Genomic DNA, 21,552 nt, shown 5'->3' on the forward strand with positions numbered 1-21,552 from the left:
CCGGAACACGGCTCTGGGCAGGAGGAACTGGTCCGGCGACGCCAAGAGCTGAATGCGTCATCCGCGCCAGTGCGGCTTTACGGGGCCTGAGTCTTGATTGGTTGAACAGTGAAGGTCAAGGCTCGCGTCAGCAAAACTTTGCGGGGTGTTCAGTTTTGCTGCGGCGCATGGGGCGGCTCTGTCGCGCCCGTCATTGCGACCTCGTGAACGCCGCGTCGCACGGGGAATAGAGCGGCGATCATGACGGTCGTCCAAGGTGACAGCCATCAGTGACACCCATCAGTGACACCCACCGTCACAGCACGAAGTGAGGGAGCACATGTCCAAGGCGTACGCGTTCACCCAGTACGGCGGTCCTGAAGTGGAAGCCTTCATCGACCAGGACCCGCCGGAGCCTGACCCTGGTCAGCTCCTGGTCGCGGTGCGGGCGGCCGGAGTCAATCCCGTGGACTGGAAGCTGCGGGCGGGCAAGCGGCGGCCGGGATCGCCGCCCGCCGAGTTCCCGGAGGTACTCGGGAGCGAGGTCGCCGGTGTGGTCGAGCGGATCGGCGCGGGCGTCGAGGGCTTCGCCGTCGGCGACGAGGTGTTCGGCAACCCGTCCACCGGCGGGTATGCCGAGTACACCCTCCTGCCCGCCTCCATCACCGCGCACAAGCCCGCGGGCCTGACCTTCGCGGAGGCCGCGGCGCTGCCGGTCGCGGTGGCGACCGCGTACGACGGGGTGCGTCAGCTGGATCTGCCCGCCGGGGCGACGCTGCTGATCACCGGGGTCGGCGGGGGTGTGGGTGTGGCCGCGGCACAGTTGGCGCGGCACCTGGGGCTGCGTGTCGTCGGTACGGCGAGCGCGGGCAAGAAGGACTTCGTCGAGTCCCTCGGCGTGGTGCATGTGCCGCCGGGGCCCGACCTGGCCGACCGGGTGCGGGCGGCGGCGCCGGGCGGTCGCGTCGACGCGGTCTTCGACCTGGTGGGCGGCGAGGACCTCGTGGCCGTCGCGGCACTTCTCCCCGACCGCCAGGGGAAGCTGATCACGGCCGCGGCCAAGGAGACCGTCGTCGAACTGGGCGGCGCGGCGGTCGAGCGGGCCCGGACGAGCGAGGTCCTCGACGCGGTGGCGCGGCTCGCCGTCGACGATGTGCTGCGCCCCGAGGTGAGCGCGACGTACCCCCTGGAGCGAGCGGGAGAGGCGCTACGTGCGGTGGAGGGCGGTCACACTCGCGGCAAGGTCGTGATCGAGGTGGGCGCGTGAGCGGTGGGCGCGTGAGCGGTGGGCGCGTGACCGGTGGGCGCGTGACCGGTGGGCGCGTGAGTACGGAGGCCGACCTCACGGCCCCGAGCGGTGCGGTGCCTCCGCAGGCCCCGGAGCCCCCGCAGGCCCAGCAGGCCCCGCCGGGTGCGCACCCCTTGGACAACCCCGCGTACGCCGCCTTGAACGGACCCCACGCCCACTTCGCCGAACGGCAGGGGCGCGTGGTGCGCTACCAGCTGGACGTGTCGCCGTGGCTGGGTCTGCCCGATGCCCCCTCCCCCGACGACTGGGCCGATCTCGCCGCCCTGGCCGGGGCGGGCGCCGAGGTGCCGCTGCCCGGTGTGCGGGTTCCCGTGCCGGAAGGGTGGGAGGTGACGTTCGACATGGAGGGGGTGCAGTTGGTGGACGACGGGATCGCCGCCGCGCCTGATCCGGAGGCGGTACGGCTCGGGTCCGCCGACGTGCCGGAGATGCTCGATCTGGTCGAACGCACTCAGCCCGGTCCCTTCCTGCCGCGCACCGTCGAACTCGGCACGTATCTCGGCATACGTCGCGGGGGCGCGCTCGTGGCCATGGCCGGTGAGCGGTTGCATCCGCCGGGGTGGACGGAGATCAGCGCGGTCTGCACCGATCCCGGCCACCGGGGCGAGGGCCTCGCGTCGCGCCTTGTCCTCGCGGTGGCCGACGGGATCCGCTCTCGCGGCGAGACGCCGTTCCTGCACACGTCGGCACGGAACACCGAAGCCATCCGGCTGTACGAGTCTCTCGGCTTCCGGCTGCGGCGGAGGACGAGGTTCCTGTCCGCGCGGGTACCGGAATCCGCGCGGGTACCGGAAAAGGAGAGGACGGCCGACGCCTCGCCTTGATAACTTCCGGATCATGGAACCCATCGGCGAGAAAGAGCTCCGCGCGTCCTTCGTCAACTGCTCCAAGGGCGAAGCCCGCAGGCTCACTCTTCCTGCGGGCTTCCCGGAGACTCCCTGGTCCGACCTGGACTTTCTCGGGTGGCGTGACCCCAAGGCCCCGGACCGCGGCTACATCGTGGCGGAGCGGGACGGCGCGCACGTGGGCATCGCCCTGCGTGCGTCGACCGGCGCGCGCAAGAGCCTGTTCAAGTCCAGCATCTGCTCGGTGTGCGTGACGCCGCAGTCCGGCTCGGGCATCACGCTGCTCGTGGCGCCCCTGTCAGGACCCGCGGGCCGGCAGGGCAACTCGGTCGGCATCTACATCTGCGCGGACCTCGCCTGCTCCCTCTACGTACGGGGCAAGAAGATCACAGCGCTGGCCCGCCGCTTCGAGGAGAGCCTCACGCTCGAGGAGCAGAACGCACGGACGGTGGCCAATCTGCGGGGCTTCCTCGACAAGGTGCTCGAGGGCTCGGCCACGGCGAAGGCCTGACCCTGCCTGCCCCTCAGACCTTCCGGGGGTCGACCACTTGGAGCGTGAGCGCGTCCGACGGAGCGGCGATCCCCGGGCCGCCGGCCTCGGCCCAGGCGAGTATCTCCTCGATCGACTCGTCGTCCATGGCGAAGCCGACCCAGACGGCCCGGCCGCCTCTCATACGCCCTGCGCGCGAGGGCTGCACGACGATGATGTTCGCCTGTCCGCAGGGCCCGAGACACTCACTCGTACGCACCGCGAACCGCCCCGCCGACTCCACGGCGGCAGCCCGCAGCCGTGCCAGCTGCCAGGCGTGGTCGATGCCGGGATGCTTGCGCGCGTCACCGCAGCAGCAGCCCCGGCACACGACGAGCGTGCAGGGGCGGGAAGCGGCGGATCCGATGGAGAAGACGGGACTCATCCCGTGATCATCTCAGCCCCGTTGTCAGTGCTCGATGGCACGCTCGGTCCATCGCATTCGCCAGGCTGAGGGAGAGCACCGATGTCGACCAAGTGGACCGTGACCATCGACTGCGCGAGGCCGGGCGAGCTGGCCAAGTTCTGGGCCCTGGCACTGGGTTATGCACACAAGCCGCCACCGACCGGGTTCGCCAGTTGGCAGGAGTGGTTCGCGCACCATGGCGTGCCGGAGAGCGAATGGGACGACGGCTCCTATCTGTCGGACCCGGAAGGATCGGGCCCCTCCCTCTCCTTCCTGAAGGTCCCCGAGCCGAAGACGGCCAAGAACCGGCTGCACCTGGACGTACAGGTGGGCGGCGGCCGCGAGACGCCCTGGACCGTCCGGTGGCCGCGCGTGCTGGCAGCCGTCGAGCGGCTGACCGCGGCCGGGGCGACGGTGACTCGGCAGCATGAGTTCCAGGGCAAGCCGGATCATATGGAGATGGCGGATCCCGAGGGCAATGAGTTCTGCGTGGTCTGAAATGAGTTCTGCGTGCTCTGAGAGGGGAGCCCGGGTGGGTGCGGGCCCGGTCCATCACCCACGCCAGAGGCATCCCCCTATGCCCGGTTCAGGTACCGGAGTCCCGGATGCACCTCCCGGTATCCGTCCACCAGCCGCCGCGCCACCGCCACGGAATCCACCAGTGGATGCAGCGCGAACGCCTTCACGGCGGTGGAGCGCGAACCGCTCTCCGCGGCGGACAGCACCTCGCGTTCCACAGCCTTCACCGAGCACACGAGGCCCGTCGCGTGCCCCGGCAGCGGATCGACCACCATGGGATGCGCACCATTGGCGTCGACGGAGCACGGCACCTCGATCACCGCGTCGGCGTCGAGCGCCGAAAGCGTGGTGCGATTGCGGACGTTGAGGATCAGCGTCGTCCGCTCATCACGTGCGATGGCCCGCATCAGGGCCAGGGCGACCTTCTCGTACCCACCTGACTCAAGATCCTCGGCCGCCCGCTCCCCGACCCCGGCGGCTTCCCGGTTCTCCGCCATGTAGGTCGCCTCGCGCTCGGCACGCGTAGCGTCCCAGGCCTTCAGGGCCGAAGCCTCTGCCCTCGGCCCTCGCCCCAACTCATCGTAGAAACGCGCCTGTTGATCACGCAGGAACGCGCCACGCGTCTGCTCGGCGGCCTGATAGGCACGGACCGCCTCACGGTTGAAGTAGTAGTAGTGCAAGTACTCGTTCGGAATGGCACCAAGCGACCGCAGCCATTCCGCACCGAACAGCCTGCCCTCCTCGAACGAGCCGAGCAGCTCGGAGTCGCCGAGCAGCCGCGGCAGTTCGTCGCGCCCCGCGATCCGCAGACCCCGCAGCCAGCCCAGGTGGTTGAGCCCGACGTAGTCGATGAACGCCTCGTCCGGGTCGCCGCCCAGCATCCGCGCGACCCGGCGCCCCAGGCCCACCGGTGAGTCGCAGATGCCGATGACGCGGTCGCCGATGTGCCGGGACATGGCTTCGGTGACAAGACCGGCGGGGTTGGTGAAGTTGATGACCCAGGCGTCGGGGGCAAGCCGCCGCACGCGCCGCGCGATGTCCACGGCGACGGGCACGGTGCGCAGACCGTACGCGATACCGCCCGCACCCACCGTCTCCTGCCCCAGCACATCCTCGGCGAGAGCGACCCGCTCGTCGGCCGCGCGCCCTTCGAGACCGCCCACCCGGATCGCGGAGAACACGAAGTCCGCCCCCCGCAACGCCTCGTCGAGATCAGTGGTGGCCGTGACAGCGGGGGCATCCGGCACCCCGGCGGCCTGCTCGGCCAGGACGCGGACGACCGCGTCGAGCCGCCCCGCGTCCAGGTCGTGCAGCACGACCTCGGTGACGCGGCCTTCGGCATGGTCGCCGAGCAGCGCCCCGTACACGAGCGGAACGCGGAATCCGCCGCCACCGAGAATGACCAGCTTCACGTCTCAACCACCTTCTGTCGGACTTCTCTCACGCACCTGTCGACCTGTCAGAACCCACCCGCCGACAGAGGTCACGTTACGTACGATTGCCCGGCAGCGATCGACCCCCCACGGAGGTAGCGCACCGATGACTCGTTTGAAGGCATCCACCACGTCCGTCGCCCTGCTCGGCGCCGTCACGCTGACGATGGCGACCGGCGCCGGCGCCTCCGCGGACACCGCCCCGAGATCCCCCGGCGGCTGGCAGGAGTCCGGCACCTCGTACGTCAATTCGCTCACCGGCAGTCAGGGCCTCGCCAGCCGCGCCGACGGCAGCCTCCTCTACCGAGGGCTCGGCTCGGTCCCGCTCGACCTGCGGGCCAAGGGCTGGACGCACGTCGGCGACCCGGACATAGCCGACGGCCACACCGTCGACGCCTATCAGGGCGGCGACGACGCGAAGTCGAAGATGTTCGCCGTCACGACACCCGGCGGGCAGCGCTACCTCTACGAGCACCCGCTCGACTCCGGCGAGAAGCTCAACAACTCCTTCGCGGCCGTATCACCCGACAACCAGTGGCTCGTGTCGGGCGAATGGGGCGACCAGAGCCGCCTCCAGGTCTTCCCCGCCCCGCTCCTCAACTCCTCGACCCCGCCCACCGGCGGCACGCTCCCCCAGGCAGGGCAGATCACGCTCGACAAGCCGGTGCGTGACATCCAGGGCTGCGACTTCGTCTCCGACGTCCGCCTGGTGTGCGCGTCCAACGACGCGTCGAAGGAGCTGTGGCCCGAGGACCGCCCTGTCCTCCAGGTCGACCTGGACCACGCGCTCGACGGGAAGCCCGTCACGGGCAAGGTCAGCAGCCTGTTCGCCGCCCCGCAACGGAGCATCTGCTCCGGCACGTTCGAGACGGAGGGCATCGACTACGACACCCAGCGCCGCACCCTGCGCGCCGAGGTCGTCCCGCCGTCGCCGTGCCTGGTGACCACATCGGTCTACGCGTACAAGCCGACGACGGGCTGAGCAGCCGACCTGCACACTCCCTTCCCACGGCGGACGTGTGCGCGGGGGCCGGGCGGGGGATGGTCGCGGTCATGACACAGCAACATCAGCAGAAGGCCGGACCCGACGCGCTCCCCGCTCAGCCCCGCCGCCCCGTGCGGCAGCTGCTCGCCGCGTCGGTGGGCAACGCCGTGGAGTGGTACGACTGGTACGCGTACACGTTCCTCGCGACCTACATCGCCGACCAGGTCTTCCCCAAGAGCTCCGGCAACTCCCTCGTACCGCTGCTCTCCACGTTCGCCGTCTTCGCGGTCGGCTTCTTCATGCGTCCGGTCGGCGGCCTGCTCATGGGCGCGGTCGCCGACCGGCGCGGCAGGCGTGCCGCGCTGACCGTCACGATCCTGCTGATGGGCGCGAGCAGCCTGCTGGTCGGTATGACCCCGACGTACGCGTCCGTGGGTGTGCTCGCACCGGTGGTCCTCGTCCTGGCCCGGCTGCTCCAAGGCCTGTCCGTGGGAGGCGAGTTCGCGGCGTCGACGACCTTCCTCGTCGAGTCGGCGGGGCCGGGACGACGCGGCCTCTTCTCCAGCTTCCAGTACGTCTCGACGAGCGCGGGCCAGCTCGCCGCGTCGGGCATCGCGGCCCTGCTCGTCAGCACGCTCTCCGACGGGCAGATGGACGGCTGGGGCTGGCGGCTGCCGTTCGTCATAGGCGCGGTGCTCAGCCTCGTCGGCTTCTGGATCAGGCAGGGTTCGTACGAGACCCACGAGGCACCCCAGGAAGCCACCGAGCGCCCCGGCCTGTTCGACGCCCTGCGCAAGCACCCGCGCCAGTCCCTGCTGATCTGCGGCATCACGGCGGGCGGCACCATCGCCTACTACACATGGACGTCGTACCTCCCGACCTACGCCGAGCTGAACACGGACATCAGCAAGAGCCAGGCCCTGCTTTCGGGCACCCTCTCCCTGGCGTTCTTCGCGCTGCTCCAGCCGGTCGGCGGACTGCTCTCGGACCGCTTCGGCCGCAGGCCACTGCTGCTCTTCTTCGGCCTCGGCTTCGCGGTCCTGAGCGTGCCGCTCCTTCGCTCCCTGGACGGCTCGTTCGGTTCGCTGCTCATGGTCCAGTGCTCGGGCATGGTGCTGCTCACCGGCTTCACGTCGATCTCGGCGGCCGTGAACGCCGAAGTGTTCCCGGCCCGCGTGCGCGCCGCGGGCATCGGCTTCCCGTACTCCCTCACCGTCGCGCTGTTCGGCGGCACGGCCCCGTACATGGGCACCCTGTTCAAGGAGATCGGCAACCCGGGCCTCTTCCCTTGGTACGTGGCCGTGCTCTGCCTCGCTTCGTCGGCGGTGTATCTCAAGCTTCCGGAGACCGCGCACAAGGAACTGGAACGCTGAGGAACTGGAATGCCACAGACGCGGAAAAAAGCAGTGGCGGGTCCGGCCCTCGCGGACAACCATGGACCGCATGAGTGATCAACTCGCGCGATGGAGCCGGGCAACCGTCTACCCCGACATGTGGGCCGACCCGGACGACGACCCCCGCAACAGCGAAGGAGTCAGTCCGGACGGCGAGCTCGCGACCTTGCGGGACTTCCTGGCGGACTACCGCCTGACCCTGCGGATGAAGTGCGAGGGGCTCGACCCCGAGCAGCTGGCCCGTCGCTCTGTTCCGCCGTCGACGATGTCCCTCCTCGGCCTGGTTCGGCACCTCGCCGAGGTGGAACGGGACTGGCGCAACTGGATCAGCGACGATGATCCACTGCCGAAGCTGTACGGCAAGAGGGACGCGGACTTCCACGGAGCTGTCGCCGAACAGGCCGTGGTCGACGCCGCGTACGCCGATCTGGCCCGCGAGCAGGCCGAGCTCGACGCCGCGCTCGCCGAGCATCCGGATCTGGGCGAGCGCCTGGGGAAGGACGGGATCGCCGTACGGGAGCTGATGGTGCACAGGATCGACGAGTACGCGCGCCACTGCGGACACGCCGATCTGTTGCGCGAGTGCGTCGACGGCAGGGTGGGTCAGTAGCGGAAGCCCACGTGGTGGCTACGGCTGACGGGGCACGGCGCCGATCGAGCGGCCCGCCCACTCCGGCGCCGGTTCCGCGAGGGCCGTCAGGTGTTCGCGGATCGTGTCCGGGAAGGGGGTCGCGCGGCCCGCGTTCTGGTCGACGTGGATGGCGAGAAGTTCGGTGGTCGCCACGGGGGTGGCAGCCGGGGCAATCTCCGCTTCGGCCTCCTCGACCACGTACAGCTCGTGGGTGAAGCGCGCCTTCTTGGCGTCCGCGCCCAGGATGCGGGTGCGGACGGCGAGTTGGGCGCCCTCCGCGACATCGTTGAGATAGCGGATGTGCGCCTCGACCGTGTAGAGGGAGCAGCCGGTGGACTCGCGGTATCCCGCGTGCAGGCCGGTCTCGATCATCATGGCGTCGGTGGCGTACCCGAAGACGAGGACGTAGAAGGCCTCGCTCATGTGGCCGTTGTAGTCGATCCACTCGGGTCGGACGGTGCGGCGCAGGAGAGGCAGGGGCTCGAGAGGCAGGGGCTCGCTCACTTGGTGATCTCCTGCTCCTGTGCACGCTGCTGGGGCAGGCGGCCCGTCGCCCGCAGTACGTCGATGACTCCCTGGTCACGCTCGGCGACCAGGTCGGCGATGGTCCGGCCGTCCGCCGCGTCGTCGCATCCGGCGACCACGGCGTCGTACAACTCCTTGTCGAGCTCGGGCGCGTCGAGGCGCGTCCACGGCGACTTCAGGGACGGGCCGAAGTGGTCGAGCATGTGGGCCATGCCGCCCTCGCCGCCCGCGAGCGCGAAGGTGAGCATGGGGCCCATGAACGCCCAGCGCAGACCGGGGCCTTCGGTGATCGAGTCGTCGATCTCCTTCACCGTGGCCTCGCCGTTGGCGACCATGTGCAGGGCCTCGCGCCAGAGGGCTTCCTGGAGCCGGTTGGCGATGAAGCCGGGGACCTCGTCCTTCATCGTGATCACGGACTTGCCCGCGACCTCGTAGAAGCGGGAGGCCCAAGTGACCGAGTGGGGCGTCGTCCTGACGCCGCCGACGACCTCGACGAGCGGGATGAGGTAGGGCGGGTTGAACGGGTGTCCGACGACGAGGCGCCCCGGGTCGGTGGACTCGGTCTGCATGTCGGTCATCGGGTAGCCGGAGGTGGAGGAGGCTATGACGACCCCGGCGGGCGCGGCGGCGTCGAGGCGGGCCAGCAGATCGCGCTTGAGCTCCAGCTTCTCCGGTGCGCTCTCCTGTACGAACTGGGCGTCGGCGACGGCCTCTTCGAGGGTGGCGGTGACGGTGAGGCGATCCGGCGAAGCGCCTTCGGCGAGGCCGAGCTGCGTCAGCGCGGGCCAGGCGGCATCGACCAGGCGGCGGAGCTTCTGCTCGGCGTCGGGGGCGGGATCCCAGGCGGTGACGTCGTAGCCGCGGGCCAGGAAGTGAGCGACCCAGCCTCCGCCGATGACACCCGCGCCTATGCAGGCGACGCGACGTACTTCCTCAGGGGCGGTCGTGGTCATGATGGTGGGGTTCCTTTCATTACGGCGAGGGTTGGCGCCCCGAAGGGGCGCGGGGAACTGCGCGACCAACCACGTCCGGCCCGCGGACGAAGCACCGCACGATCCAGCGAAGTGCTACCGCTTGAGGCCGAGCTTCTGGCGGGCCTCGTCCGGCGTGGCCACCCGCGAGCCGAGGTTCTCGGTGATCTGCACGGCGCGCTCGACGAGCTGGGCGTTGGTGACCTTGTTGCCCTTGCCGAGGTAGAGGTTGTCCTCGAGGCCGACGCGGACCTGACCGCCGAGCAGGATGGACTGGGCAGCCCACGGCATCTGCATCCGGCCGAGCGCGAAGCTGGCCCACTGGGCGCCCTCGGGGAGCATGTTGACCATGGCCTGGAGGACGCCCGGGTCGGCGGGGGCGCCCCACGGGATGCCCATGCAGAGCTGGAAGACGGTGGGGTTGTCGAGCAGGCCCTCCGCGAGGAGCTGCTTGGCGAACCAGAGCTGACCGGTGTCGAAAATCTCCAACTCGGGCCGCACGCCGAGCTCTTGGATGCGCTTGGCACCCTGGCGGAGCATGTCGGGGGTGGAGACGTAAAGGTTGCTGCCGTCGCCGAAGTTCAAGGAACCGCAGTCGAGCGTGCAGATGTCGGGGAGCAGGTCCTCGACGTGCGGAAGGCGGTCGAGTCCGCTGACGAGGTCCGTTCCTGGGAGGTGCTTGAGCGGCTCGTCCGGGTCGATGACCAGGTCGCCGCCCATGCCCGCGGTGAGGTTGATGATGACGTCGGTGCCGGTCTCCTTGATGCGCTCGACGACCTCGCGGTAGAGGCGCGGGTCGCGCGAGGGGTCGCCGGTCTCGGGGTCGCGTACGTGGATGTGCACGACGGCGGCACCGGCCTCCGCGGCCTCCACGGCGGAGGTGGCTATCTGCGCGGGGGTGACGGGGACGTGCGGGCTCTTGCGTACGGTGTCGCCCGCGCCGGTGAGGGCTGCGGTGATGATGACGTCTTGATTCACGGGCATGGCGAACTCTCCCTGGGGGATGGGGTGTTGAGGGGAATATTGAGCGGGCTTGGTACTGGCTCTCCGCGGCGCGGGACGGCTATGCGTTCGGCGGCGCGGCGAGCGTCGACTCGACGTACACGAGCAGTGCTTCGTGCATGTCGCCGGGGGTCGTGCCGTCGGTGCCGGGGGTGGCGGCGAGCACTTGGGTGGCGAGGCCGTCGATCAGCGCGGTGAGCCGGAGCGCGGCGGACTGCGGATCGACGAGGCGGAACACGCCCTGGTCGACTCCGCGCCGGATGACGTCGGCGACGGTCGAGCGCCACTGCCGGTAGTAGTCGGCGTGCAGCCGTCCGACGGCGGTGGAGCGGGCCGCCTCCGCCCACAGGTCGAGCCAGACGCTCCACTGCCAGCGCTGCTGCGGGGTGCGCGGGATCTGCAGCTCGATCAGCTGGCGCAGCTCGTCGGCCGCGTCGGCCGCGTCGGCGATGCGGGCCGCGCGGCGGGCGGTGTCCTCGTCCATGCACCAGCGGACGGCGGCTTCGAGGAGGTCGTCGCGACCGGGGAAGTGGTAGTGGATGGCGGCGGTGCTTGTCGCGCAGGCTTCGGCGATGTCGGCTACGCGGACGGCGTGAAAACCGCGCTCGGCGACGAGTCGCACGGTTTCCCGGACGATCTGGAGGGGGCGGCCGCCTTCCGGCGCGGCGACGGTGCGTTCGCGGCGGGCCGCGGGGGTCACACTCTGGGTGCCGTCCTGAGTGCCGCCCTGGGTGCCCAGGAGCCAGCCCGCGTCCACCCCGCCGGTGTCCGCGATGCGGGCCAGCTCGGCCGCGGTGAAGCGGCGGGTGCCGCCGAGGGAGCGGGAGAGCTTGGAGGGGTCCATCACGATGCGGCGAGCGAATTCACGCTGGGTCGCACCGGCATCGGCGATGACTTTGCGGACTCGGTCCGCGACGTCGGGGTCTTGCTGCATGGGCGGTAACGGTACCCGCGTGTTGCGATCAGCGCAATCCGCGGGGCGGGACTTTTCGCAGCTACCCCTGGGGGTTGCGATCCTGACTGACGTCTCAGTTACCGCAATGCGGAGCCTCGGCGGAACACCTGCCCACAACGGAGACGGGACCACGCACACCCACCCGCCCCCTCACCCCCTGCACTGCGGGGTGAGGGGGCGGGTGGGTGGGAGAGATCCGTCGCGAAGCGGCGGGCCAGGTCCGGGCTAGGTCCTGTCCTGGACCCCCTTGACGAACTCGTCGAGGAACGGGTCGGCGATCTTCACCGGCCCCAGCTGGTGATGCTCAGCCGGATCGACCGTGATCGCCCGAGCCTGTCCCGCCAGGGACTCCATCGCGGCGACCGACTTCGCCGCAGAGGCGGAGTCACCCTCCTGCGTCGCGGCCAACGCCGCGAGCCCATGCCCCAGGGCGGAGCCCCACAGCTCCGTGGCGTCGAGCCACTGCTTCGCGTCGTGGAGGAACAGCGGATCCGGCACCCCGGACCGCAGCACCCCAGGCACCCGCTCGATCTCCCGCGCAACGGGCCGCAGCGCCCGTACCGCCCCCGAGGGATCACTCTCGTACTGCTTCCAGAAAGCGTCCAGCTTCGGCCCGAGCACGGGCGACTGCGGCTGCCAGTTCGACTCGCCGAAGGTCGGCGCCGCGTGGTTGAGGTCCACGAACGTCTGCACCGCGTCGGCGACCCGCTCATCGCCCCCGGCGAGATACAGGGCAGCCTGCCGCCCCGACCGCGCCCGCTCGTAGCCCCTGTCGTTCCACGAGAAGTCGTTCATGGTGAAGACGGCGAGCTTGCTGGCCGCCTCCTGGTTCATCGGGTTGGACACGATGCCGCTCAGATGGCCCGAGAGGCCTGCCTCCCGCTTGTCGTAGGGAGCGAGGAGCAGCCGGCCCGCCGTACGCGCGAAGTCGTTGACGGGATAGTTGTCCCAGACGAAGACCTTCCGCCCGAAGAGCTCGGCCGCCTTCTGGGCCTGGGAGTTGGTGATCTCCGGCGGCACGACGTCCGTGCCCGTCCACATCACCTCCACCGACGGGTCGAGCTCCGCCCGCATCGTCTGCTTGTACGCGGTGTCGGTCAGGTCGCCGTACTCCGTGGGCACCATCTGTAGCGGATTGGCGCCCTCGCGCTGAGCGATGAACTCCCGCTGGATCGTGTTGAGCAGACCCACCTGCGCCTTCGCCGCGGGACCACGGCCCGGTTCGCCGAACTTCTCCTTGTCGCCCGCACAGTTCCACTTGGTGTAGCTGATGTCGTCGAGCGGCACCGAGAAGGACCGCACCCCGAGGTCGTACATCGCCTGGAGTTTCGCGGTCAGCGCCTTGACGTCAGCCGGGTCGGAGTAACAGATGGAGCCACCCGGCGAGACCGCGAACGTGAAGCGGACGTGATTCGCGGTCGCGCGGTCGACCAGCTTGCCGAGTTCGGTGAGCTTGTCCGCGGGGTAGGGCTCGCGCCACTTCTCGCGGTGATAGGGGTCGTCCTTGGGCGCGTAGACGTACGTGTTCGCCTTGGTGTCGCCCAGGAAGTCCAGCTGGTCGAGGCGTTCGGCCTCGGTCCAGGGCGGACCGTAGAACCCTTCGATGCTGCCGCGCAGCGGCATGGACGGGAAGTCGGACACCGAGGCTCCCGCTATCCGCCCCTTCGACATGAGCTGGCCGAGGGTCTGCGCCGCGTAGAACTGCCCGGTCGCGTCCTTGCCGCCGAGCGCGACGGTGCGGCCCTTCGCCCGCAGCGCGTACCCCTCGGCCTGCGTAGGCACTTTCGTATCGCCGAGCGCCTTCGCGATGTCGGTCCTGGCTGCCGGGCCGAGGAGGACGGTCAGCGGGGCGCGGCCCGACGTCTTCGTGCGTACGTCGATGTCGCGCACCCCGTGGGCGCGCAGGGTCTCGGTGACGCGGCGCCGGGCCGCGTCGTCCGTGTCGTCGTCGACGACGAGTTCCGCGCTCCGGGCTAGCGGCACGTCGGCGCCCGCGCGGTCCATGTGCTGCGGGGTCGGCGAGACGACGGGGAGCCGCCCTTCCCCGGTGGACGCTTCCGTCGCTTCCGTCGCTTCCTTCTGGGCCGACGACGGCGCTGCGGCGGCCGAAGGTGCCAGCGGAATCGCCAGGACGGCCAGCGCGAGGAGCGCCGTCCGGGGTCTGAGCGCGCGTGTGGTGCGGGGCATAGGGCCTCCGAACTTCGGGACGGGGGTGCGGGTGGGCTCAGGGGGCGGCGCGGGCGGCGGTGCTCGCCCGCGCCTCCAGGTGCGGGAGTTCGTCCTGGACGCGGACGGCGGGGCCGCCGTCGAGGAGCGCGATCAGCTGCTCGGCGGCGTGCCCGCCGTAGACGGCGGTGTCGCGGACGAGTGCGGTGAGCGCGGGGTGGGCCGAGCGGGTCAGGACCGAGTCGTCCCAGGCCACGATGGCGAGGTCCCCCGGTACCGCGATGCCGCGCTCCGCAGCGACACCGAGGCCGGCGACGGCAAGGACATCGTTGTCGTAGACGATCGCGGTGGGCCGGGGGTCCCATGCCAGGACCCGGCGGGTGGCCTCGGCGCCTTGGGTGTCGGAGTAGTCCGTGGTGACCGAGTCCACGTCACGCAGACCGCGCCGGTCGGCCTCGGCCCGCAGGGAGTTGATGCGCCGCAGGGTGTGCGTCAGGTCGGGCAGGCCCGCGATGTGCGCGATGCGGCGATGACCCAGGGCATACAGGTGGTCGACGATGGAGGCCATGGCGAGGGCGTCGTCGGCCCAGAGGTTGGAGATGCCGGGGTGGTCGGCGTGCGGGTCCGGCAGCGTGCCTACGACGACCGCGGGAAGCCCCAGTTCGTCCAGGAGGGCGAGCCGCGCATCCGATGCGCGCGGGTCGACGACGAGGAGGCCGTCGACCCTGTGTTCGGCCCACCAGCGGCGGTAGACCGCGCACTCCGCTTCGATGTCCTCGACGACCTGGAAGAGCAGGCCGAGCTTCCGGCGTGCGAGCACTTCCTGGATTCCGGAGACCAGTTGGAGGAAGAACGACTCGACGCCGAGGGTCTTCGCCGGGCGGGCGAGGACGAGTCCGACCGTGCCGGAGCCTTCGCCGGAGAGGGCACGCGCGGCGGCGCTCGGCTGCCAGCCGAGCTCTTCGGCGACTCGGCGGACGCGATCGCGGGTCGCCTCGGAGACTCCGGGCCTGCCGTTGAGCGCGAAGGACACGGCGCTCTCCGAGACACCGGCCCGCAGGGCGATGTCCTTGATGGTGGGGCGTCGGGCCGGGGTACGGCGCATGTGTGACCTCCCCTCGCGTCGTTGTCACCGAGTGCGGGCTGCGGAACTAAAGCGCTTGAGCGCGAGCAGGCTAAGGCGATGAAGGTGCGGGATACAAGGGGTCGTTGGGCTCGCTCTGAACCGACTCGAACCGACTCCGTCACGACCATTGACCCGCCTAGAGACCAAGTGATTTATTCACTTCATGAGTTACGGCAGTCAACCTTCCCTCTCCGAGCGCCTCGCGGACGACATCGTCGAGATCATCCGCACCGAGCGCCTCGCCCCCGGCGACGCGCTGGCCTCCTCCCGCGATCTCGCCCGCCGCTTCGAGGTCACCACGCCGACCGTGCGCGAGGCGCTGCGCAGGCTGGAGGCCACGGAGGTGGTGGAGTTCCGGCACGGTTCAGGGACGTATGTGGGGCCCGGCGTGGACCGCAGGCTCCTGGCCAACCCGCATCAGCCGCGCAGCGACCGCGCTTCGGTCCTGGAACTGGTCGGGGCCCGTCTCGTCCTGGAACCGGCGATAGCGGCGTCCGCGGCACGGGCCCAAGTGGAGGACGGTGTCCAGCAGTTGGCCCTCGCCGCGGGCAACGCACTGCTTCCACCCGAGGAGTCTCTGCGCCAGTCCGTGCACTTCCACGTGGCACTCGCGGCAGCCAGCGGCAACACACTGCTCCGGGAGACCGTCGAGGCCCTGCTGCACGTCAGAGCGCGTGAGCAGGTGGAGATCCGGCACCGCTACAACGACCGTGAGCGTGACCACGCCGAGCACGTGGAGATCTACGAGGCGGTACGCGACGGTGACGCGGGGGCGGCAGAGCGGCTGACCCGCGAGCACCTGACGTCGATCCGTGAAGCGATCGCCGCGGCGGACTTCCCGGAGACGGGGTCCCGATGAACGACTCCCCCCTGCCGCACGGCGCGACGGCACCGGCTGCCGCGGGAGCCCAACTCCCCTACCGCCTCGCCGAGATGACCACCGTCGAAGCCGCCACAGCGGTCGATGCGAGCCCCCTCGTCATCATCCCCGCGGGCGCCTTCGAGCAGCACGGGCCGGGGATGCCGCTCGCCACCGACACCATTCGGGCCGAGCATGTCGCCGAGCTCGTGGCCTCGCAGCTTGCCGGGCGGGCCGTGATCGGGCCCTCGCTCGGCATCGGGGTCTCGCCGCATCACCTGGCCTTCGCGGGGACGGTGAGCCTGTCGACGGCCACCCTGGCCGCGGTCCTGCGTGACTACATCGACAGCCTGCACCGGCACGGCTGGCGGGACATGCTCGTGATCACGGGGCACGGCGGCAACAACGCCACGCTCACCACCGTCGCGCAGGACCTCCTCGTCACCCATCCCGGCCTGCGGTTCGCCTGGACTCCGCTGACCTCGCTCGCCCCGGACGCCGTCGCCGCGATGCGGCCCAGCGAGGTCCATGGGCACAGCGGGGAGGCGGAGACCGCTCAAATGCTGTACCTCGCACCCGAGTTGGTCCACGAGGACCGGCTCACCCCCGGGTCCGTCACCCAGGACGACCTCGACCCGCTCTCCCGTGTCGCGCGCCGCGGCGGCCACCCCGCCCTGACCGTGCCGTACGACCGGCTCAGCCCCAACGGCGTACTCGGCGATCCACGCCGTGCCACGACCGATGACGGCCGCGCGATCATCGACGCCGCTGTCCACCGCATCGTCACCTTCGCCAGGGAGTGGCTGGACGCGACCGGCTGACACTCCGTCACTGAACCGCTCAGCCGACCGCGCCCCGCGCCGTCGGCGGAAGGAGCCTGCCTTGAAACGCGTACTGTCCCGCACGGCCGCCTCTGTCATCGCCGGTCTCACCCTGCTCGCGGGAGTGGGCCTCACCTCTCCCGCACACGCCGGTGACGCACGCACCCCCGGTTGCGGCAGAACCACGCCTCAGCCTCCCGGCACCACCGCCCCGCACACCGTCACCAGCGGCGGACTGACCCGGACCTACCAGCTCCATCTGCCCGAGGAGTACACCGGCGACCGCGCATGGCCCGTCGTCCTCGCCTTCCACGGGCGCGGCAACACCGGCAGCGGCACCGAGGAGTTCAGCAAGCTGTCGTCCCTGCCCGCCATCGTCGCGTACCCGGAGGGTGTCGTCGGCACCGGTGACGGGCAGCGGCAGGCGTGGCAGGGGGCGCCCTACGCCGCGCCCGGCGTGGACGACGTGGCGTTCACGGGTGACCTGCTCGACGCGCTCGAAGCGGGACTCTGCGTCGAGCGGCGGCGCGTGTACGCCACGGGGAAGTCCAACGGCGCCGGGTTCACCGCGCTCCTCGCCTGCCGGATGGCCGACCGCATCGCCGCGATCGCCCCCGTCGCCGGTGCCTTCTATCCGGCCACCGGCGAGAACTGCCACCCGGCGCGTCCGGTGCCGGTGATCGACTTCCACGGCACCGGCGACGCCACCATCCCGTACGCCGGAGACCCCGACCGTGGCCTGCCCGCGCTCCGCGACTGGCTCACCGCCTGGGCCGACCGGAACGGCTGCCGCGCCCGCACCCCGGACCGGACCACCGGGCCCGACATCACCACCTCCCGCCGGGTCGGCTGCGCGGGCGGCGCCGAGGTCCGTCATGTGGCCGTCACCGGCGGCGGGCACACCTGGCCGGGCGCCGACAGCTACAGCGGCGGCGGATACACCACCCAGACCGTCGAGGCCCACGAGGTCCTGTGGCGCTTCCTGCGCCACCACCACCTGCGCTGAGCCACCGCGCCCACCGTCCCCTCCCTTCTCACCGCACCCACCGTCCCCTCCCTTCCCCGCGGAGCCGCCATGTCATCCCCGACCCCCGCCCTGCCGGACACGCCACCCCCACCACCCACCGACCCGCCACTCCCCCGCCTCATCCGCGCCATGGCCGTCGTCGAGCGCGCCGGGAACGCGCTGCCGCACCCCTTCTGGCTGTTCTGGATCCTCTCCGGGATCCTCGCCGTGATCAGCGCGGTCCTCGCCGGGTTCGACGTCTCCGTCATCGCGCCCGGAGACGGCAAGAGCGTCGCCGTACAGAGCCTGCTCAGCGGGGACGGGCTCGCGATGGCCGCCTCCACGATGATCGAGAACTTCGCGGCGTTCCCACCGATGGCGACGATCGTCGTGGTCATCATGGGCGTGGCGGTCGCCGAACGCAGCGGATTCCTGGCCGCGTTGATGAAGGTCGGCGTCTCCCGGGTACCCGCGTCCTGGGTGGTGTTCGCCGTCGCCTTCGCGGGCACGGTCTCGCATGTCGCGTCCGCCGCGGCCTACATCATCCTCGTACCGCTCGGCGGGCTCGCCTTCCGGGCCGTGGGCCGCTCCCCCGTCCTCGGCATCGTGGTCGCCTACACCTCCATCGCGTCCGGCTACGACGCGAGCCCCGTGCCGACTCCGAACGACGCGATCTTCGCCGGGATCACCACGACCGCCGCGAAGATCGCGGGCGGTGCCGACGCGTACGTATCGCCGCTGAGCAACTGGTTCTTCAACATCGCCTCCTCCCTCCTGCTCGCCGCCGTCATCACCCTCGTGACGCGCTTCGTCCTGAGCAAGCGGCCCGACCTCGACGCCGACCCGGACGCCGACCTCGACGACATCGGCGCGCTCAGCCTCAGCGACCGCGAGCGCTCGGCCCTGCGCCGGGCGGGTCTCACCTTCCTGGTGGCCGTCGCGGCGCTCACCGCGGCCGTCGTCCCCGTCTCATCACCCCTGCGCGGCGACGGCGGAAGCATCGTCGAGTCACCGCTCCTCGACGGCATCGCGGCGATCGTCGCCTTCCTCTTCGCGCTCGTCGGCATCGTCTACGGGGCCCGCTCCGGATCGATCCGCAAGCCCGGCGACGTACCCAAGCTGATGGTCGAAGGCGTCAAGCAGATGGCGCCGGTGCTCGTGCTCTTCTTCGCGATCGCCCAGTTCCTCGCCTACTTCGACTGGACGCACATCGGCGATGTCCTCGCCGTCAAGGCGGCCGAGCTGCTCGAGCACAGTCAACTGCCCATCGTGGTCGCCTTCTTGCTCATCCTGTTGCTCCTGACCGTCGTCAACGTCATGGTCACCAGCGGGTCCGCGATGTGGGCCCTGGCCGCCCCCGTCCTCGTACCGATGCTCATGCTCGTGGACGTCCCGGCCGAGACGACCCAGGCGCTCTTCCGCATCGCCGACTCCGGTTCGACGGCCATCACGCCGATGAGCCCGTACTTCGTGATGGCGCTCGGCTTCCTCCAGCGCTACCGCAAGTCCGCGGGGCTCGGCACCCTCGCCTCGTACACGCTGCCGCTCGCCGTCGCGATGACCGCGGCCTGGACGCTGCTCTTCCTCGCCTGGTGGGCCCTCGGCATTCCGCTCGGCCCCGGCGCGCCGGTGCGCTGAACCGCCCGGCGTTCGAACTGATGATGCTGCTTACGAGAGTGTGAACGTCCCGCGTCACGCGATGGTGTGACCCTGCGACGATCACCGCATCGGCCGTTCCCGCACGGGTAGTGCATTCGCTGTCCGTACGCCACCGCGCGAGGAGAACGCCGTATGCCGCAGCCCTTCGAACTGCCCAGCTTCTACCAGGTGCATCCCGCCCGCCTCAATCCCCAGCTGGAAGAGGCGCGGCAGCACTCCAGGAAGTGGGCGCGCGGCATGGGGATGCTGGAGGGTTCGGGCGTCTGGGAGCAGCACGATCTGGACGCCCACGACTACGCGCTGCTCTGCGCGTACACCCACCCGGACTGCGACGGTCCCGCGTTGTCCCTGGTCACCGACTGGTACGTGTGGGTGTTCTTCTTCGACGACCACTTCCTCGAACTGTTCAAGCGGACTCAGGACCGCGAGGGCGGCAAGGCCTATCTGGACCGGCTGCCCGCCTTCATGCCGATGGATCTGTCCACGCCCGTGCCGGAGCCGACGAATCCGGTCGAGGCGGGTCTCGCGGACCTGTGGGCGCGGACGGTGCCGTTCATGTCGGACGGCTGGCGGGCGCGGTTCGCGGAGAGCACGGAGAATCTGCTCAACGAGTCCCTGTGGGAGCTCTCGAACATCAACGAGGGCCGGATCGCCAACCCCGTCGAGTACATCGAGATGCGCCGCAAGGTGGGCGGCGCACCCTGGTCGGCGGGGCTCGTCGAGTACGCGACGGGCGCCGAAGTCCCCCCGGCCGTCGCGGGATCCCGGCCCCTGCGTGTCCTCAAGGAGACGTTCTCCGACGCAGTCCACCTGCGCAACGACCTCTTCTCCTATCAGCGGGAGATCGAGGAGGAAGGTGAACTCTCCAATGGCGTCCTGGTTCTTGAGAAGTTCCTCGACTGCACCACGCAGGAGGCGGCGGACGCCGTGAACGACCTCCTGACCTCACGGATGCAGCAGTTCGAGACCACGGCGCTCACCGAACTGGCCCCGCTCTTCGCCGAGACGGGGCTGCCCCCGAAGGAGTGCGCGGACGTCCTCGCGTACACCAAGGGTCTCCAGGACTGGCAGTCCGGCGGCCACGAGTGGCACATGGTCTCCAGCCGCTATATGAACAAGGGAGGCGCCAACAGGCCTTCGCCACTCGCAGGACCCTCAGGTCCCGGCACATCGGTCGCCGGAATCAAGGCACTGATCGCCGCGACCGGCGCGGAGCGGCTCCGGGGCTACACCCACATCCCCTTCCAGCGCGTGGGCCCTTCCCGACTCCCGGACTTCAACCTGCCGTTCGAGACGAGGCTCTCGCCGCACCTGGCGGCATCCCGCCCCCGCGCGGTGGAGTGGGCGGACCGGATGGGCATGCTCACACCCCAGCCGGGAGTGCCGAGCTCGGACATCTGGGACGCGCACAAGCTGCACGGCTACGACTTGCCGCTCTGCGCGGCGGGCCTCCATCCGGACGCGGACCTCGAAGCCCTCGACCTGGGCTCGCAGTGGCTGACCTGGGGCACGTACGGGGACGACTACTTCCCCGTGGTCTTCGGCAGGCCCCGTGACCTCGCGGGGGCCAAGCTCTGCAACGACCGGCTCTCGCTCTTCATGCCGCTGGACCTCGCCGACATGCCGGCGCCGACGAGCGCGCTGGAGCGGGGGCTCGCCGACCTGTGGGAGCGCACCGCGGCCCCGATGGACCAGGAGGCGCGCCGCACGCTGCGCACCGCCATCGAGGTCATGACGGCCAGCTGGCTCTGGGAGCTGGACAACCAGGCGCAGAACCGTATCCCCGACCCCGTCGACTACATCGAGATGCGCCGCCTCACGTTCGGCGCCCCTCTGACGACGAGCCTGTGCCGCCTCGGCCACGGCCCGCAGGTGCCGCAGGAGATCTACCGCACGGGGCCCATGCGGAGCCTGGAGAACTCGGCGTGCGACTACTCCGCCCTCATGAACGACGTCTTCTCGTACCAGAAGGAGATCGAGTACGAGGGCGAGGTCCACAACGGCATCCTCGTCGTCCAGAACTTCTTCGACTGCGACTATCCGACGGCGCTCGGCATCATCGACGACCTGATGAAGTCACGCCTGAGCCAGTTCCAGCACGTCGTTGCGCACGACCTCCCCGCTCTGTACGACGACTTCGACCTCCCGCAGGAGACACGGGACATCCTCGACGGCTACGTACGCGATCTGGAGAACTGGATGGCGGGCATCTACACCTGGCATCGCGACTGCCGCCGCTACCGCGAGGAGGACCTGTCGCACGGCCCGCTCACGACACCTTCGGGGTTCGGCATGGCGGCCGTACGGCCGGACTGGCTGCGGGAGTTCGGGCTGGCCGCCGACCGCCAGATGGAGGGGGCACTCGGGCTTGGGCAGGGCTGAGCGGCGGTCGGCGGGACGCGGGTGCGCCCGGTCAGTGGTGCGGGTGCACC

20 protein-coding genes are annotated in these 21,552 nt (G+C 70.4%); 12 read left to right on the forward strand and 8 right to left on the reverse strand.

The features are described from left to right. Positions 1-319 precede the first annotated feature (319 nt). From ACGFSB_RS05235 to ACGFSB_RS05245, 3 genes are all read left to right on the forward strand, one after another. Positions 320-1,246: an NADP-dependent oxidoreductase gene (locus ACGFSB_RS05235; protein WP_393394325.1), complete on the forward strand. Its 927-nt coding sequence runs from the start codon at positions 320-322 to the stop codon at positions 1,244-1,246. 95 nt (positions 1,247-1,341) lie between these two features. Continuing rightward, positions 1,342-2,112 carry a GNAT family N-acetyltransferase gene (locus ACGFSB_RS05240; RefSeq protein ID WP_393395757.1) on the forward strand — a complete coding sequence of 257 codons (771 nt, stop codon included), beginning with the start codon at positions 1,342-1,344 and terminating at the stop codon, positions 2,110-2,112. 13 nt (positions 2,113-2,125) lie between these two features. Continuing rightward, the gene (locus ACGFSB_RS05245; RefSeq protein WP_393394328.1) at positions 2,126-2,644 is read left to right on the forward strand and encodes an FBP domain-containing protein; all 519 of its coding nucleotides are present in this window, start codon (positions 2,126-2,128) and stop codon (positions 2,642-2,644) included. Positions 2,645-2,657: 13 nt separating this feature from the next. Here the strand turns inward: ACGFSB_RS05245 and ACGFSB_RS05250 are convergent, their stop codons facing one another. Further along, a complete protein-coding gene (locus tag ACGFSB_RS05250; protein WP_393394331.1) occupies positions 2,658-3,047 on the reverse strand; it encodes a (2Fe-2S) ferredoxin domain-containing protein in 390 nt (129 codons plus the stop codon). A gap of 81 nt (positions 3,048-3,128) precedes the next feature. Between ACGFSB_RS05250 and ACGFSB_RS05255 the strand changes: the two genes are divergently transcribed. Further along, positions 3,129-3,566 (forward strand): VOC family protein, encoded by a 438-nt coding sequence (locus ACGFSB_RS05255; protein WP_393394333.1) that lies wholly within the window; start codon positions 3,129-3,131, stop codon positions 3,564-3,566. A gap of 77 nt (positions 3,567-3,643) precedes the next feature. On the opposite strand, the gene ACGFSB_RS05260 is transcribed toward ACGFSB_RS05255, so the two are convergent. Continuing rightward, positions 3,644-4,999, reverse strand: a complete 1,356-nt coding sequence (locus tag ACGFSB_RS05260) for a 6-phospho-beta-glucosidase (RefSeq protein WP_393394336.1) — start codon at positions 4,997-4,999, stop codon at positions 3,644-3,646. A gap of 127 nt (positions 5,000-5,126) precedes the next feature. On the opposite strand from ACGFSB_RS05260, the gene ACGFSB_RS05265 reads away from it, so the two are divergent. The 3 genes from ACGFSB_RS05265 to ACGFSB_RS05275 all read left to right on the forward strand — a co-directional run bounded on the left by ACGFSB_RS05265 (position 5,127) and on the right by ACGFSB_RS05275 (position 8,009). After that, positions 5,127-6,002, forward strand: a complete 876-nt coding sequence (locus ACGFSB_RS05265; protein WP_393394338.1) for a hypothetical protein — start codon at positions 5,127-5,129, stop codon at positions 6,000-6,002. Positions 6,003-6,061: 59 nt separating this feature from the next. After that, on the forward strand, positions 6,062-7,378 hold the full coding sequence (locus ACGFSB_RS05270; RefSeq protein WP_393394341.1) for an MFS transporter: 1,317 nt from the start codon (positions 6,062-6,064) through the stop codon (positions 7,376-7,378). Between the two features lie 61 nt (positions 7,379-7,439). Next, a complete protein-coding gene (locus ACGFSB_RS05275; protein ID WP_393394343.1) occupies positions 7,440-8,009 on the forward strand; it encodes a DinB family protein in 570 nt (189 codons plus the stop codon). Positions 8,010-8,027: 18 nt separating this feature from the next. On the opposite strand, the gene ACGFSB_RS05280 is transcribed toward ACGFSB_RS05275, so the two are convergent. The 6 genes from ACGFSB_RS05280 to ACGFSB_RS05305 all read right to left on the reverse strand — a co-directional run bounded on the left by ACGFSB_RS05280 (position 8,028) and on the right by ACGFSB_RS05305 (position 14,754). After that, a complete protein-coding gene (locus tag ACGFSB_RS05280; RefSeq protein ID WP_393394346.1) occupies positions 8,028-8,534 on the reverse strand; it encodes a thioesterase family protein in 507 nt (168 codons plus the stop codon). Further along, the gene (locus ACGFSB_RS05285) at positions 8,531-9,508 is read right to left on the reverse strand and encodes a 3-hydroxyacyl-CoA dehydrogenase NAD-binding domain-containing protein (protein ID WP_393394349.1); all 978 of its coding nucleotides are present in this window, start codon (positions 9,506-9,508) and stop codon (positions 8,531-8,533) included. Before ACGFSB_RS05285 ends, ACGFSB_RS05280 begins: the two co-directional genes overlap by 4 nt. Before the next feature lie 114 nt (positions 9,509-9,622). Further along, on the reverse strand, positions 9,623-10,510 hold the full coding sequence (locus ACGFSB_RS05290) for a 3-keto-5-aminohexanoate cleavage protein (protein WP_393394352.1): 888 nt from the start codon (positions 10,508-10,510) through the stop codon (positions 9,623-9,625). Between the two features lie 79 nt (positions 10,511-10,589). After that, positions 10,590-11,462 (reverse strand): TetR/AcrR family transcriptional regulator, encoded by an 873-nt coding sequence (locus tag ACGFSB_RS05295; protein WP_393394355.1) that lies wholly within the window; start codon positions 11,460-11,462, stop codon positions 10,590-10,592. Positions 11,463-11,708: 246 nt separating this feature from the next. Next, on the reverse strand, positions 11,709-13,670 hold the full coding sequence (locus ACGFSB_RS05300; protein WP_393394358.1) for a beta-N-acetylglucosaminidase domain-containing protein: 1,962 nt from the start codon (positions 13,668-13,670) through the stop codon (positions 11,709-11,711). A gap of 37 nt (positions 13,671-13,707) precedes the next feature. Then, a complete protein-coding gene (locus ACGFSB_RS05305) occupies positions 13,708-14,754 on the reverse strand; it encodes a LacI family DNA-binding transcriptional regulator (RefSeq protein ID WP_393394360.1) in 1,047 nt (348 codons plus the stop codon). 184 nt (positions 14,755-14,938) lie between these two features. Here ACGFSB_RS05305 and ACGFSB_RS05310 point away from each other — a divergent pair, with 184 nt between their 5' ends. From ACGFSB_RS05310 to ACGFSB_RS05330, 5 genes are all read left to right on the forward strand, one after another. Next, positions 14,939-15,634 carry a FadR/GntR family transcriptional regulator gene (locus tag ACGFSB_RS05310; protein WP_393394363.1) on the forward strand — a complete coding sequence of 232 codons (696 nt, stop codon included), beginning with the start codon at positions 14,939-14,941 and terminating at the stop codon, positions 15,632-15,634. Continuing rightward, complete coding sequence (locus ACGFSB_RS05315; RefSeq protein WP_393394366.1) at positions 15,631-16,455, forward strand: creatininase family protein; 825 nt, start codon at positions 15,631-15,633, stop codon at positions 16,453-16,455. Before ACGFSB_RS05310 ends, ACGFSB_RS05315 begins: the two co-directional genes overlap by 4 nt. Before the next feature lie 61 nt (positions 16,456-16,516). Continuing rightward, positions 16,517-17,461 (forward strand): alpha/beta hydrolase family esterase, encoded by a 945-nt coding sequence (locus ACGFSB_RS05320; RefSeq protein ID WP_393394369.1) that lies wholly within the window; start codon positions 16,517-16,519, stop codon positions 17,459-17,461. Between the two features lie 69 nt (positions 17,462-17,530). Beyond that, entirely contained in the window at positions 17,531-19,099 is a 1,569-nt protein-coding gene (locus tag ACGFSB_RS05325) for an AbgT family transporter (RefSeq protein ID WP_393394372.1), read from the forward strand. Positions 19,100-19,252: 153 nt separating this feature from the next. After that, entirely contained in the window at positions 19,253-21,502 is a 2,250-nt protein-coding gene (locus tag ACGFSB_RS05330) for a germacradienol/geosmin synthase (RefSeq protein WP_393394375.1), read from the forward strand. Positions 21,503-21,552: the final 50 nt, after the last annotated feature.

This window comes from Streptomyces sp. NPDC048441, from assembly GCF_043200235.1.
Classification (GTDB): domain Bacteria; phylum Actinomycetota; class Actinomycetes; order Streptomycetales; family Streptomycetaceae; genus Streptomyces.

Excerpts from the sequence above, each read along its gene's own strand:
- ACGFSB_RS05235 (WP_393394325.1), top strand. The coding sequence starts at position 320 with ATGTCCAAGGCGTACGCGTTCACCCAGTACGGCGGTCCTGAAGTGGAA.
- ACGFSB_RS05245 (WP_393394328.1), top strand. The coding sequence starts at position 2,126 with ATGGAACCCATCGGCGAGAAAGAGCTCCGCGCGTCCTTCGTCAACTGC.
- ACGFSB_RS05250 (WP_393394331.1), bottom strand. The coding sequence starts at position 3,047 with ATGAGTCCCGTCTTCTCCATCGGATCCGCCGCTTCCCGCCCCTGCACG.
- ACGFSB_RS05255 (WP_393394333.1), top strand. The coding sequence starts at position 3,129 with ATGTCGACCAAGTGGACCGTGACCATCGACTGCGCGAGGCCGGGCGAG.
- ACGFSB_RS05265 (WP_393394338.1), top strand. The coding sequence starts at position 5,127 with ATGACTCGTTTGAAGGCATCCACCACGTCCGTCGCCCTGCTCGGCGCC.
- ACGFSB_RS05270 (WP_393394341.1), top strand. The coding sequence starts at position 6,062 with ATGGTCGCGGTCATGACACAGCAACATCAGCAGAAGGCCGGACCCGAC.
- ACGFSB_RS05275 (WP_393394343.1), top strand. The coding sequence starts at position 7,440 with ATGGACCGCATGAGTGATCAACTCGCGCGATGGAGCCGGGCAACCGTC.
- ACGFSB_RS05285 (WP_393394349.1), bottom strand. The coding sequence starts at position 9,508 with ATGACCACGACCGCCCCTGAGGAAGTACGTCGCGTCGCCTGCATAGGC.
- ACGFSB_RS05290 (WP_393394352.1), bottom strand. The coding sequence starts at position 10,510 with ATGCCCGTGAATCAAGACGTCATCATCACCGCAGCCCTCACCGGCGCG.
- ACGFSB_RS05295 (WP_393394355.1), bottom strand. The coding sequence starts at position 11,462 with ATGCAGCAAGACCCCGACGTCGCGGACCGAGTCCGCAAAGTCATCGCC.
- ACGFSB_RS05300 (WP_393394358.1), bottom strand. The coding sequence starts at position 13,670 with ATGCCCCGCACCACACGCGCGCTCAGACCCCGGACGGCGCTCCTCGCG.
- ACGFSB_RS05305 (WP_393394360.1), bottom strand. The coding sequence starts at position 14,754 with ATGCGCCGTACCCCGGCCCGACGCCCCACCATCAAGGACATCGCCCTG.
- ACGFSB_RS05310 (WP_393394363.1), top strand. The coding sequence starts at position 14,939 with ATGAGTTACGGCAGTCAACCTTCCCTCTCCGAGCGCCTCGCGGACGAC.
- ACGFSB_RS05315 (WP_393394366.1), top strand. The coding sequence starts at position 15,631 with ATGAACGACTCCCCCCTGCCGCACGGCGCGACGGCACCGGCTGCCGCG.
- ACGFSB_RS05325 (WP_393394372.1), top strand. The coding sequence starts at position 17,531 with ATGTCATCCCCGACCCCCGCCCTGCCGGACACGCCACCCCCACCACCC.
- ACGFSB_RS05330 (WP_393394375.1), top strand. The coding sequence starts at position 19,253 with ATGCCGCAGCCCTTCGAACTGCCCAGCTTCTACCAGGTGCATCCCGCC.